The organism is Rubricoccus marinus (assembly GCF_002257665.1).
Classification (GTDB): domain Bacteria; phylum Bacteroidota; class Rhodothermia; order Rhodothermales; family Rubricoccaceae; genus Rubricoccus; species Rubricoccus marinus.
Window position 1 is genome coordinate 3,804,431 of sequence record NZ_MQWB01000001.1, and the last position, 12,749, is coordinate 3,817,179.

9 protein-coding genes are annotated in these 12,749 nt (G+C 68.6%); 6 read left to right on the top strand and 3 right to left on the bottom strand.

Features of this window, described 5'->3' with window-relative positions; all coding sequences use genetic code 11:
- Positions 1-68 precede the first annotated feature (68 nt).
- Both BSZ36_RS16160 and BSZ36_RS16165 read right to left on the bottom strand, forming a co-directional pair.
- Positions 69-2,720: a T9SS type A sorting domain-containing protein gene (locus BSZ36_RS16160; protein ID WP_094550823.1), complete on the bottom strand. Its 2,652-nt coding sequence runs from the start codon at positions 2,718-2,720 to the stop codon at positions 69-71.
- Positions 2,721-2,942: 222 nt separating this feature from the next.
- Positions 2,943-5,021: a putative bifunctional diguanylate cyclase/phosphodiesterase gene (locus tag BSZ36_RS16165; protein ID WP_094550825.1), complete on the bottom strand. Its 2,079-nt coding sequence runs from the start codon at positions 5,019-5,021 to the stop codon at positions 2,943-2,945.
- 713 nt (positions 5,022-5,734) lie between these two features.
- Between BSZ36_RS16165 and lipA the strand changes: the two genes are divergently transcribed.
- From lipA to BSZ36_RS16195, 6 genes are all read left to right on the top strand, one after another.
- Positions 5,735-6,619, top strand: coding sequence for a lipoyl synthase (lipA, locus tag BSZ36_RS16170; protein WP_094551389.1), 885 nt, complete (start codon positions 5,735-5,737; stop codon positions 6,617-6,619).
- 10 nt (positions 6,620-6,629) lie between these two features.
- Complete coding sequence (locus tag BSZ36_RS16175; protein WP_094550827.1) at positions 6,630-7,049, top strand: hypothetical protein; 420 nt, start codon at positions 6,630-6,632, stop codon at positions 7,047-7,049.
- A 141-nt stretch (positions 7,050-7,190) separates the two neighbouring features.
- Positions 7,191-7,631, top strand: coding sequence for a nucleoside-diphosphate kinase (gene ndk / locus BSZ36_RS16180; RefSeq protein ID WP_094550829.1), 441 nt, complete (start codon positions 7,191-7,193; stop codon positions 7,629-7,631).
- Positions 7,632-7,797: 166 nt separating this feature from the next.
- Entirely contained in the window at positions 7,798-8,433 is a 636-nt protein-coding gene (locus BSZ36_RS16185; protein WP_094550831.1) for a PDZ domain-containing protein, read from the top strand.
- Between the two features lie 135 nt (positions 8,434-8,568).
- Complete coding sequence (locus BSZ36_RS16190; protein WP_179271232.1) at positions 8,569-9,483, top strand: DUF4349 domain-containing protein; 915 nt, start codon at positions 8,569-8,571, stop codon at positions 9,481-9,483.
- Between the two features lie 86 nt (positions 9,484-9,569).
- Positions 9,570-10,937 (top strand): ankyrin repeat domain-containing protein, encoded by a 1,368-nt coding sequence (locus tag BSZ36_RS16195; RefSeq protein ID WP_094550835.1) that lies wholly within the window; start codon positions 9,570-9,572, stop codon positions 10,935-10,937.
- Between the two features lie 371 nt (positions 10,938-11,308).
- On the opposite strand, the gene BSZ36_RS16200 is transcribed toward BSZ36_RS16195, so the two are convergent.
- Positions 11,309-12,505, bottom strand: a complete 1,197-nt coding sequence (locus BSZ36_RS16200; RefSeq protein WP_094550837.1) for a pyridoxal phosphate-dependent aminotransferase — start codon at positions 12,503-12,505, stop codon at positions 11,309-11,311.
- Positions 12,506-12,749: the final 244 nt, after the last annotated feature.

The following is a 12,749-nucleotide window of genomic DNA, read 5'->3' on the forward strand; positions in this document are numbered from 1 at the left end:
CGTCGGTCAGTCGGATTCTATCACGCCAGAGGCAAAAGCCTTAGCGGCCTCTGGCGCCCGAGGCTTGCTCAGCGGACGACGGTCACGAGCCGCGTCATGCGGCGCTCGCCTGCCACCGCCTCCACGGCGTACACCCCAGAGGCGAGGTCCCCCGGAAGGCGCAGCGCCATGTCGCCAGAGGCCTGTGGCCCCTCGGCTAGCGTTGCCACCTCGCGACCGAGCATGTCGAGCACGCGGACGCGGACGGCCTCTGGCGCGGTGAGCGCGAGGCGGACGGTGGCGGCGCCGCGCGCGGGGTTCGGCGCGACGGTGAGCGCGATCTCGCCAGAGGCGCCGGGTGTAGGCTCGCCGGAGACGGGGGGCGGGTCGGCGGTGTAGAGGCGGATGACCGTGCCGGCCTCGGGAAGCGCGGGCGCGGCCTCTGGCGACCCGAAGAGGTATCCGTACACTGGTAGGCGGTCAACGTCGAAGAGGGTTTGGAACCGCTCGCCGTCGGTCTCTTCGAAGCACCCATCTGGTGCCGCTTCCACAAGGGGGGCGTATTCCGCTTCGAAATCCGCGTACGTCGTAACGGGATATGCGGCCCCGATACGGTCCGAGAAGACATAGCCCGGGAAATCTGGATCCCTCACGTTGAAGCCACCGATGGGGCCGAACTCGCATGCCATGTCGGACCGATAGGTCGGCAGCAGCTGGACGTCATCTGAGGGGTCGTTTTCCTCCCCTAGCGCAACAGCGCCCACATCCCAGACTTCGAAGGGGACCCTGCGTACTCGAAGGCCATTACAGAAAGGCGCGCAACTCGCGAGTCCGCCCGATCTGGTGAAGCGGATCTCGTAATCATTAGGCGCGAAGGGTCCGATTTGGTAGGCCGAAAAGTCTTCTTGGGTCGAGGCGAAATAGTACGCGCCCGTTGAGTTCAGCGAACGGTACACGAGGTTGCCGCCGGTTTCGTCGCACCCGTCTCGGCTCTGTGCGCTCTCGGCGCAGGGGTCTGCGCCACCCGGCCCCGCCACTTCGATAAACGCGAGCGCGCCAGAGGCCAGCATGAGTGGCCCTTCGCGGTACACGAATACGGACCGCGGCTCGGAATACTCTCCGATGCCCCCGTCGCCGAGCGGGCGAACACTCCAGAAAACCTCCTGTATGCCGAATCGCGATCGCCGCCGGTCGATGCGCGTGAGCTGCTCAACGCGTAGAGCGAGCGAGGACCCGGGGGACTGCTGCGTGTTAAACAGGCTGTCCGGCGAGAACCCCCAGCGGACCTGGTAGCCACTCGCACCACCCACCGGCGTCCACGAGAAGACCACCGAGTCCGCCTGCGTAGCCGGAGCTCCAGCCTCTGGCGCCAGAGACTGGGGCGTAGCGAGCGCGGTGAGATCAGCGCCGAGGTCCCAGAGCGTTCCCGCGTCGTAAGCGTCCTGCACCTCGTCGCTGACGGCGCGGAGTTCGGTGACGCTATCGAAGCGGTCCGTCCCCTGCGCGAAGAGGACCGCGAGGTCCACCGTGCGGCTCGCGCCAGAGGCCAGCGTGCTGGGCGGCGCCGTGATGACCATGCGTCGGTCGCCAGCAGGGTTGTTCGTGCCCTCGCCGTCGATGTTCTCCTCGCTCCAGAAGGACCCCGTTACTGGGTCTCCTGCAAGGACGAATGGCGTAACGGGGTACGTCTCGGGCTGCCCGTAACCGTCCCCGAACTCGCGCACCCGTGAACCGCCGCTCCACAAGCCCTGGAGCACGTTGTACATCTGCTCGCCCGTGACCGGGTCCCCCGTCGTCGTCGCGCTGGCCCCGCCGATGAACCAGCTGGAGGCGCCCGCGCCGTTCAGCAGGTCTATCCCTAGTGCGGGCGGGATGCCGTACACCCCATCTGTTGGAATGTCGTTGTAGACGATGGCGAGGCTCCGCGTCGTATCGGTCGCGATGTAGTCGTCGGCCGCATCGCCCAGGTCGGGATCCGTGAAGAAGCCCGCGCGGAGGCCTGTGATCTCGTTCGCGCTCCGGTTGACGATCTCGTAGCGGTAGAAGGTGGCCTCTGGCGTGCCGGCCACCGCATCGCCCTCGCCGGAGATGGCGAAGGCGCTCACGCGGACTTCCACGCCCAGCGGCGGCGTGTCTTGAAGGAGGTGGGGCGCCCCCACGTCGTTCATGACCCACCACGCCGTCTGGCTGCCGTAGATCACCGGCCGCTCGCCCGCGCCGAGGTCCAGCACCTGCTCCCGCGAGGTCGCCGCTAGAGGCTGGCCGCTGGCGTCCACGGCGGGCGCGCCCAGTCCCACCGGCCACGCCGCGAGGTCCGCGCTCGCCTCGCCAGAGGCCTCGTAGCGGTCCACGTCCACGGTGCTCACGACGTAGATCCGGTCGAAGGCGGAGCAGTCGTCGGCGTCGGGCAGCGTGCCGTCCTCGTTGAGCGGGCCGGGGTAGAAATTGAAGTTGGTGTAGCGCGAGCCCGCGACGCGGAGCTCGCCCTCGGCGTACCCACCCAGCCAGATGCCCGCCGCGAACAGCGGGGAGTGGTTGGAGAAGCGCGGCACGAGGTAGCCGTCGCCATTGGTGGTCGCGTTGCCGAAGAACAGGCTCCCGGTGTTGAACACGCGGGCGAAGACGTTGGACACGTCGAGGTCCCCCTCGGCCGTTCCTAGCGCGCACGAGCCGGGCGTCTGGGCGTGAGCGCCAGAGGCTGCAAAGAGGAGCACTGCGAGGAGTGTAGCGAAACGACCCATATGGTTAGAAGCGATAGCGTACCCGCAACATATTTGCGCGTACATCGAACCGCTCGGAGAAACCCGTCAGTGGTCTCGCGGTGCTGCTGAGTGGCTACGCGTCCGCTCGGCTGCGCCCCCGCGTCGGCCTCTCGCGCCAGAAGCCTCTGGCGCCGGGAGCCTCACCCCGTGTTTGCATGGAAAGGCGATCCGCCTCTGGCGCCAGAGGCCAGGCCCGCGCCGCTACGCGAGCGCAGCCGCCACAAACACGCCCCGCTCGGTGAACGCTGCAGCTTCGCCCGCTGGCATAGGCTTCCCGAAGAGGTACCCCTGGCCATACGTCGCGCCCATCTGCCGGAGCAGTTCCGCCTGCTCAGCCGACTCGATGCCTTCCGCCACGACGTGCTTGCCGAGAACCTGGCTGAGGTGGACGACCGCTCGGACCAGCTCCCGGCTCTGGGTGTCCTTCGTCATCGTGTTCACAAACGAGCGGTCTACTTTGAGGACGTCGATGGGGAGCTCTTGGAGCGTGCGGAGCGAGGAGTAGCCCGTCCCGAAGTCGTCGATGCAGACGCGAGCGCCAGCGGCTTGGTGCTCTTGGAGCTCTGCGGATACGAGCCCGGTCTCCTCGACGAGTAGCGATTCGGTGATCTCAAGGGCAAGGGAATAGGGACTGTCGTGGAGGAGGTCCAGCACCCAGCGGATATCATCGGTGTAGCCCGCGTCCAAGACATCGTGCCCGGTGCAGTTCACGTTGATCGCCAGAGGCCGGCCGTCGCTGGCTGCGCCCCACTCGTACGCCTGACGCCCGGCCTCACGAAGGATCCACCGGTCGATGGCCGTGATCTGGCCACTGCGCTCTGCAGAACGCAGGAAGGCCTCCGGCCCGAGCAGGCCGAACTCGGGGTGCTCCCACCGCACGAGCGCTTCGAACCCCGCCAGGGAGAGATCAGAAAGGCGCACGACGGGTTGGTAAAAAGCGCGGAGCTCGCCCCGTGCAACGGCGTGACGGAGGTCCATCTCGAGCCGGTGGCCGCGGCTCGTTCCGTCCGTCTCTTTCTGGCTCCGCACGATGTGGATTCCCTTCCGGACTGTTTTGGCAACGTGCACCGTCCCCATGGCCTCGCTCAATATCCTGCTCGCGCTCACGTGGTCCGCCCTTCCCGTAACCGCCCCCACGGAGGCCGCGACCGTTTCCTCCCGGTACCTCAACTGGATCGGGCGGTTGAGCTCGGACCGGATACGTAGGGCGACGTCCTCTGCGCCTTCCGCCAGAGGCCGAGTCGGGAGCAGAACTGCGAACTCGTCGCTGCCGATCCGCGCAACGGTGTCGGTCGGCCCGACAGTCCGTGTAAGGCGGCGGGCAACTTCCTGGAGCACCTCGTCGCCCGCCGAGTAGCCAAGGGTATCGTTGACCGCCTCGAACCGGTCCAGGTCAACGACGAGCACCATCCCTTCTGCGTGTTCCGGACCGAAGTGAGCAAGGGCTTCGGTAAGGCGCGTGAGAAAGAGGCGTCGGTTGGGAAGCCCCGTGAGGGGGTCGTAGTGCGCTTGGCGCTCTAGGCGGAGCTCCATTTTCCGGCGCTCTGTCACGTCGCGCGCGGACGTTTGGAGGTGAAGGATCTCCCCTGTGTCGTCGCAGATGATGTGCGTGTGGGACTCCAGCCAGACGTAGTGGCCGCCTTTGTGGAGGCACCGGTGAACAAGCGTAGAGACCGGGCGCTCGCCTCCTAGGAGAAGGGTGCGCCCCAGGTCTAGGAGGCCTCCGGCTTCTTCAGGGTGGAGGAGGTCTTCGGAGTGGAGCGTCAGGAATTCCTCTGGCGAGTAGCCGAGGATGAACTCCACCGACGGGCTGACCCACTTGTACTCCCCTTCTGGAGCGTGCAGGCAGATCATGTCCGTCATGTGCTGAGTCAGAAGCTGGTACCGCTCCGCCTCCTCTTGAGCCCTGCGTTCTGCCTCCCTCCGGTCCGTCGCGTCGAGAACGGTTGCGACGATGGCGCAGCGGCCGTCATGCTGGCTTGGAACGCTTGTCCATTCGAGGGGGACCGTTTTCCCGTCTTTCCGAACTCCTTGCACCGAGTGCGTCATGGGCTCCTGCGCTCTTAGGGCGGAGCCGACTTCCATGAAGGGCACGTCCTCGCCTGCGATGAGGTCCAATAGCGAGAGCGAGCACAGCTCGGCCTCAGAATATGCGAAGAGCCGTGCTGCCTCCGGGTTGCAATACACGACGGCGGCGTCTTGGATCACCATCAGGCCAACTGCCGAACGCTGGACGATTTCCTGGAAGGCAGACGCCCCCGGAGATGAGGTGTGCGACATCGTGAGCTATACATGCTTGCCGGTCATACGAGGCACAGTTTGAGCAGCACAGACATGCCACTGGTAGGCTGGGTTTTGGAGCTCGGCACGGCCTCTTCGTGCAAGCTCTCCCAAGGCAAACGCATAAACCCTAGTCAATAGAGGGGATCGGTCTGCCAAACGGGGCGTTTAGGGCGGGAGGTATACTGACCGATGTTGACGCTATAAAGCGGGGCGGATTTGATCCTGTTTGATGGGTCCGGGCCTATGTGGGGGAGGACACGGAACGATTTCGTGGCGCCTCGCCCGGATATTGATGTGGCACGTCCAAGTCCTCGTCACCCCGCAGATTTATCCGCAGACAGTGCATGAGTAGAAGCTTGATCCTCTTTCCGCAAACGATTGCATTGGTGGGCTAGGGCGATAGCGGCGTGTTGGTCGGCCGTGGCGGCGGCGTGCAAAAGGGTCGGCGGTGCCGGCCACGACCTGTTGCTCGATTCCGGGCGCGGGCGCGCCAGAGGCCTGCCGTCTTCGGTCGGCTTCACACTGCGCGCTCGCGCGGGGCCTCTGGCGAACCCCTTGCGCGCCCGGCGGTACCTTCGCGTAAACCAACCGCATACACCATGGCTACGCCCACAAAGGCCCCCCGCCGCCCCGGCGAGGTCGCGCTCAAGACCACCACGCCAGAGGCCGCCACGTTCGCCTCTGGCGACGGCGCCGACTTCGATGGCGGGATGCTGGAGCTTCCCGTCGTGCAGAAGGCGCCAGAGGCCCCGCGCCGCGGCGAGCGGCCGCCGTGGTTGCGCGTCAAGCTGCCCTACGGCGAGACGTTTCGGAGCATCCAGCAAACGCTGGAGGACTACAACCTGAACACGGTCTGCTCGTCCGCGCGCTGCCCCAACATGGGCGAGTGCTGGACGGCGGGCACGGCCACGTTCATGATCCTCGGCAACGTCTGCACGCGCTCGTGCAGCTTCTGCGCCGTCCACACCGGCCGGCCCGAGAACAAGGACCTGGACTACGACGAGCCGCGCCGCGTGGCCGAGGCCGCTCGCCTCATGGGGCTCCAGCACGTCGTGGTGACCTCCATCAACCGTGACGACCGCGAGGACGGCGGCGCGCCCATCTTCGCCGAGACGATCCGGCTCATCCACGAGCAGGGGCAGACCATCGAGGTGCTGATCCCGGACATGCGCGGCGTGGAGAGCGCGCTGAAGACCGTGTTCGACGCGCGGCCCGAGGTGCTCAACCACAACGTGGAGACCGTCCCGCGGCTCTACCGCCGCGTGCGGCCACAGGCCAACTACCAGCGCTCGCTGGACGTGCTCAAGATGGCCAAGGAGGAGTACGGGCTCCGCACCAAGAGCGGCATCATGGTCGGCCTCGGCGAGACCGAAGAAGAGGTGCACAGCACGATGAAGGACTTTGCCGCCCACGGCATCGACGTGATGACGATTGGGCAGTACCTCCAGCCCACGCGGATGCACCTGCCGGTGGAGCGCTACGTGCACCCGGACGAGTTCGCGAAGTACAAGGAGATCGGCGAGGGCTACGGCATCGACCACGTGGAGGCCGGGCCGCTGGTCCGCTCCTCCTATCACGCTGAGCGGCACGTCTAGCCCCGCCACCATGCGTCTTCTCCCGCTGCTCGGCCTCGCACTGCTCTTGCCTCTGGCGGGGTGTGGCCTCCTCGGCCGCCCCGCGGGGACGACCATCGCGCCGCACGTCGTCTTCCTGGCGCCCACGGGTTGCGCGGCGGCGGTCGCGAAGGTGCACCGCGGCGGCTACGCGCTGATGGAGGTCGTCGAGGACGGCTACGCGTTCGAGCAGGGCGACGTGCTGGAGGGGCCGGACCGCGAGGGGCAGTCCATCTTCCGCCGCTTCCCCCCGGCGTTCCGCAACGCGGAGTGGTCGGAGGGCATCGAGGTCCCCATCGACGTTGTCGCGACCGGGCTTGAGCTCGGCGTGGCACGCCGGCAACTAGACGCACGGTGTGTCGTGGAGGCGGAAGAGCTCCCGCGCCTGCCAGGCGCCGGAACGGTCCAGTAAAGATCCTGGCAGGCTCCGCTCCCTCCAGGAGCCTCTGACGCCAGAGGCGGACGCGCCGCGCCGCATTCCCGGCCTTTTCGCGGCCCCACGCGGCCTCTGGCGGTTGATTTGGGTTCCCCATTTGAATAACCCCCTACCGACATGGAGCGCACGCTCGCCATCATCAAGCCCGACGCCGTCGCGGCCGGCCACGCAGGCAAGATCCTCGACCGCATCCTCCAGGAGGGCTTCGCCGTCCGCGCGATGAAGCTCGTCCAGCTCACGCCCGCTCAGGCCGAGGGCTTCTACGCCGTCCACGCCGAGCGCCCGTTCTTCGGCGAGCTCACGGAGTTCATGTCCAGCGCGCCCTGCATCCCGCTCGTCCTGGAGCGCGACGACGCCGTCGCCAAGTGGCGCGAGGTCATCGGCGCGACGAACCCCGCCGACGCTGAGGAGGGCACCATCCGCAAGCAGTTCGCGACGAGCATGGGCGAGAACGCCGTGCACGGCTCGGACTCCGCCGAGAACGGCGTGAAGGAGGGCCGCTACTTCTTCCCCGAGAGCGTCATCGTCGCCAACGGCGCCGATGTGATCGACGCGTAGCGCCGCTGGCGTTCCGCACCGCTCTGCCTCTGGCGCCGGTCCCGATCCGGGGGCGCCAGAGTCCAAAGCAAGCGCCGGGGTCTCTCGCGAGGCTCCGGCGTTTCTGTGTCCGGCTGGCCCGCCAGAGGCCCGGACGACGCATGAACAGGAGTCCCTCCGCTCCACTATGCGCCTGCTCCTCCTCGCTCTTGTTCTCGCCGCCTCGCCCGTCCTCGCGCAGGACCCGGTGGGCTTCGGCTTCATGTTCCACGAGGACGCCGAGGGCTGGGTGATGGTGACCGGCATCGCGCCCGGTGGCGCCGCCGAGACCGCAGGGCTTCGGGCCGGCGACCTTCTCGTGACCGTCGCCGGGGACTCCGTGTTCGCCTCTGGCGCGCTGGACCAACTCCGCGCCGCGCGCGAGTCGCTGCCCGCGGCCGTCCGCGTCGCCAGAGGCGCCGACACGCTCGACCTCGCGCTCGGCGTCGCGCCCTACCGCCCGGCCGACCTGCTCCAGGCGTCCAACGCGACCCTCTGCCTCAGGGGCGACTGCTGGAACGGGACGGGCCTCTGGCGCCATCCCAACGGCGACTGGTACGAAGGCACGTTCGTGGAGGGCGTCCGCGAGGGCGGGGGCGTCTTCACCCTCGCCGACGGCCGCATCTACTCCGGTGGCTACGCCAGAGACCTCTTCCACGGCCGCGGCACCTACTTCTGGCCCGACGGCTCGCGCTGGACCGGCACCTTCCTGGACGACACGCCGCAGGCTCCGGGCGTCTACACCGACGAGCACGGCGTGAGCCGCCCCGGCCTCCCAGACTGAGCCCCTGGCGTGGTCTCGCGCGAGGCGCCGGAGCGCCTCTGGCGCCAGAGGCGGAGAACGATGACAGAGCACGGAGGCGGCGGCGCGTACGTTCTGGCGGCTCACCCACCCCGGCTCTCACCCCGCCGGACGCCTATGTATTCCCACCCTTTCGCGCGAGCGCTGTCGCTCCTCGTGCTCCTCGCCGCGCTCGGCGCGTGCCAGGGCGAATCGTATTCCGAGTCCGACGTCGTCTCCTCTACGGAGATGACGGAAATGGACGCCGCCGCGCCGCTCTCCAGCCCGGCCTCTGGCGCCAGCGGCGCCGTCCCGGTCATAGCGGTGCAGGACACGAGCGCGAGGCGCCGCGCGCCCGTCCTCATCCGCCGCGCCGACCTCCGCCTGCGCGTGGACGATTACGTGGAGGCCTCTGGCGCCGTGCCCGGCATCGTCGGCCGGTTCGACGCGTACCTCGCCGGCGAGCAGGAATCGCGCGAGTCCTACCGCGTGAGCAACACCTACACCATCCGCGTGGCCGCGGCGCAGTTCGACTCGCTGATGACGGCGCTGATGGACCTCGCGGACGAGGTGGACTCCCGCAGCATAAACGTGGACGACGTGACCGAGGAGTACGTGGACGTGGAGGGCCGCCTGCGCGCCCGCCGCGCCGTGGAGGCGCAGTACGTCACGCTCCTCTCGCGCGCGAGCGACGTGGAAGAGGTCCTCGCCGTGCAGACCGCGCTTGCCGAGGTGCGCGAGGAGATCGAGAGCGCCGAGGGCCGCCTGCGCTTTCTCCGCGACCGCGCCGCGCTCAGCACCGTCACGCTCACGCTCTACGAGTCCTCGCCGACGGGCATCAGCGCCGGCCCCGGCTTTTTCAGCCGCCTCGCCGACGGCTTCGGCGACGGCTGGGAGGTCTTCCTTGGCTTCCTCGTCGGGATCGTGACGCTGTGGCCGTTCTGGATCGTGCTCGGCCTCGGCGTCTGGGCCTTCCGCCGCTGGCGCCAGAGGCACCCACGCACGCCGCGACGCCAGAGGCCTCTGGCGCGTCACGATGCGCCCGACGCATGACGCCAGAGGCCTGAGCCTCCCGTGATCTCGGGAGCCGAGCGCGGGGGCGCTGGGGGTAGACTCCCCGGCGAATCCCCCGCGCTCCCATGCGTCCCTTTGCCCTCGCCGCCTTCGCCCTCGCCGGGTGCGCCACGGCGCAGCCCTCGCCAGAGGCCCCGCCCTCGGCCGATCTCGCCTCGCTCGTCGCCGACGCCCCGCACGAGTTCGCGGCCGTCCGCGGCGTGGCCGACACGACGCAGACCTACGGCTACGGCGATCTGCTCTCGCGCGAGACGCTCTACCGCGCGCCTCTGGCGGCCGACTCCGCCCGCGAGGCGCTCGTCACCGTCACGACGGACCCGGAAGGCCACGTGACCTCCAGCTACCGCGCGCGCTTCGGGCTCTCCACCTCGGAGCTCACCTACGATCAGCGCGAGGAGCGCCAGGAGCGCATCAGCCGCAACGAGGCCACGCGCGACGCCATCGCGAGCGAGGTGACCACCGCGCTGCCCGGCTGGGAGTTGGACAGCGGCCTCCTCTCGCGCCTCCGGGTGCTCGAATGCCCGGGTTTCTACGGCCGCCGTGTCGAGATCTCGACCGGCTCCGACGGCGTGACGGTGGACGTGCAGAGCGGCGAGCGCCCGTGCCTTCCCGAGACCTCGCGCGCCCTTCTCGCCGCCGCCGCCTCTGGCGATGTCGCCACCATCGAGGCGGCGCTCGACGCCGGGGCGCCGCTCGACGCCTCGGGCGACGAGACCGGCCTCTACAGCGGGAGCGCCCTCCTCACCGCCGCACGCGCGGGGCATGAGGACGCCGTCCGCCTGCTCCTCGCCAGAGGCGCCGACCCCAACGCGACCGACGCCGAAGGCTTCGCGCCACTCAACGTCGCCACGGCGGCGATCTCCCAGCTCCTGATCGACGCAGGCGCCGAGGTCAACGTCACGCAGGACTTCGCCAACCGCGCCCCGCTCCCCGGCGCCGCCATCGACGACGACCTGGAACGGATGCAGCTTCTCCTGGACGCTGGCGCCGACCCCGACGCGCAACTGCCGGTTCTGGAAAACCAGGGCGCGCTCCACTTCGCCGTCACCAACGGCTCCCCAGAGGCCGTCCGGATCTTGCTCGACGCGGGCGCCAACCCCGACCTCCCGGACGCGCTGGGCTACACGCCGCTGCTCAACGCCGTCTCCGGCCGCAGCATGGACTCCGGCGTCGCCATCGAGATCGCCCAACTGCTGCTCGCCTCTGGCGCCGACGTCAACCGCGCCTCCAATGATTTCAACTCGTACGCGTGGACGCCGCTCATGGAGGCGGCACGCAACGGCGAGGCCGAGATCGTGCGGTTCCTGCTCGCCGTGGATGGCGTCGATCTGGGCGCGCGGAGCACGGAGGACGTGACCGCGCTCGGCGTCGCGCGCGGGGAAGGCCACGCCGAAGTCATCGCGCTGCTCGAAGCCGCGGGCGCGCCTGAGTAGTCCGCCCGCGTGGCCTCTGGCGCTTTGGCTTCTGGCGCTTTGGCTTCTGGCGCTTTGGCTTCTGGCGCTTTGGCTTCTGGCGCTTTGGCTTCTGGCGCTTTGGCTTCTGGCGCTTTGGCTTCTGGCGCTTTGGCTTCTGGCGCTTTGGCTTCTGGCGCTTTGGCTTCTGGCGCCAGAGGCGTCGGGCATCCCTGTGCTACCTCCCCCAAACAGCGCACCCTCCCCCAACCGGTGTCATCGCGAGGAGCGCAGCGACGCGGCGATCTGGTTGGCTCGCGCTCGGCGTCACGAGATCGCCACGCTCCGCTCGCGATGACACCGATTGGAAGAGTGTTGTGCGTCCGGCCCGCGCAGCCTCTGGCGCCAGAGGCTCAGGCGAAGAAGGCCCGGAGGCGCCGGCAGGCGTCCTCCAGCACGTCCATCTCCTTGGCGTAGCAGAAGCGCAGGAAGTAGCGGCCGTCCTCGGGGGCGGCGAAAAACGAGTTGCCGGGCACGCAGCCCACGCCCGCCCCCTCGATAAGCGTCTGCGCCGCCTCGCTGTCGTCGGCGAAGCCGGGGCGGTCCGCCAGAGGCCGGAAGCCCGCGAGCACGTAGTAGGCGCCCTCGGGCGGAGTGACCTCGAAGCCGCAGGCCGCGAGCGTGTCGCACATCAGCGTCCGCTTGGCGGTGTAGTCCGCGAGCATCTCCGCGTAGTAGCTGTCCGGCATCGGCAGCGCGGCTTCCAGGCCGTACTGCAGCGGCGCGGGCGCGCAGATGTAGAGCAGGTCGTTGACGAGACCCATCTTCTGCGCCACGTCCACGCCAGAGGCCTCTGGCGGCGCGATGGCGTAGCCCAGCCGCCAGCCGGTCATGTTGAACGTCTTGGAAAAGCCCGAGAGCGTGACCGTCCGCTCGGCCGCGCCAGGCATGGACGCCAGCGAGACGTGCTCGCGCCCGTCGTAGGTCATGTGCTCGTAGATCTCGTCGGTGATGCACCAGAGGTCGTGCCGCGTAGCGATCTCCAGCACGCCGGCCAGTTCCTCGCGCGTCCAGACCTTGCCCGTCGGGTTGGCCGGCGTGCAGATCAGGACGGCTTTCGTCTTCTCAGTCACCGCGGCCTCGACCGCCGCGAGGTCCACCGCCCAGGCCTCTTGCGCGCCGCCGGGCGGCGCCAGAGGGACGGCGACGGGCGTCACGCCGTGCAGCCGCAGGATGCCGCTGTGGTAGCCGTAGAACGGCTGGAACAGGATCACCTCGTCGCCGGCTTCGCACAGCGCGAGGACCGTGCTCACGAACGCCCCCGTGCTGCCGACCGAGACGACGACCTGGCTCTCGTCGCAGTCGATCCCGTTGAACGTGCGGGCCTTTTCCGCGATGCTCTCGCGCAGCGGCTGGATGCCGTTGTAGGCCGTGTACAGCGAGCGCCCGGCGTCGATGGCGCGTTTGGCGCCCTCGCGGATCGCCTCTGGCGTGGGCTGGTCGCAGATGCCCTGGCCGAGGTTCACGCCGCCATGCTCGTTGACGGCGAACGTGATGGCGCGGATGTCGGACTGTCGGAGGGCGTCGGTGCGCGAGGCGAGCGGCTTCATGCGGGGGGGCGTTGTGTTTCCACGAAGGTACCGGGCCTCTGGCGCCAGAGGCCGGAGCCGCCAAGGGAGGCGACGCCAGAGGCTTAGACATCCAGAGGGCTAGACATGGAGTTGCATACGCCTCCACTACTCCAGTGTGTCATCGCGAGCGGAGCGTGGCGATCCCGCGCACCCGAGCGCGGACCAGCAGATCGCCGCGTCGCTGCGCTCCTCGCGATGACACCAGTTGGGAAGGCCTCTGGCG

Excerpts from the sequence above, each read along its gene's own strand:
- BSZ36_RS16160 (WP_094550823.1), bottom strand. The coding sequence starts at position 2,720 with ATGGGTCGTTTCGCTACACTCCTCGCAGTGCTCCTCTTTGCAGCCTCT.
- BSZ36_RS16165 (WP_094550825.1), bottom strand. The coding sequence starts at position 5,021 with ATGTCGCACACCTCATCTCCGGGGGCGTCTGCCTTCCAGGAAATCGTC.
- lipA (WP_094551389.1), top strand. The coding sequence starts at position 5,735 with ATGCTGGAGCTTCCCGTCGTGCAGAAGGCGCCAGAGGCCCCGCGCCGC.
- BSZ36_RS16175 (WP_094550827.1), top strand. The coding sequence starts at position 6,630 with ATGCGTCTTCTCCCGCTGCTCGGCCTCGCACTGCTCTTGCCTCTGGCG.
- ndk (WP_094550829.1), top strand. The coding sequence starts at position 7,191 with ATGGAGCGCACGCTCGCCATCATCAAGCCCGACGCCGTCGCGGCCGGC.
- BSZ36_RS16185 (WP_094550831.1), top strand. The coding sequence starts at position 7,798 with ATGCGCCTGCTCCTCCTCGCTCTTGTTCTCGCCGCCTCGCCCGTCCTC.
- BSZ36_RS16190 (WP_179271232.1), top strand. The coding sequence starts at position 8,569 with ATGTATTCCCACCCTTTCGCGCGAGCGCTGTCGCTCCTCGTGCTCCTC.
- BSZ36_RS16195 (WP_094550835.1), top strand. The coding sequence starts at position 9,570 with ATGCGTCCCTTTGCCCTCGCCGCCTTCGCCCTCGCCGGGTGCGCCACG.
- BSZ36_RS16200 (WP_094550837.1), bottom strand. The coding sequence starts at position 12,505 with ATGAAGCCGCTCGCCTCGCGCACCGACGCCCTCCGACAGTCCGACATC.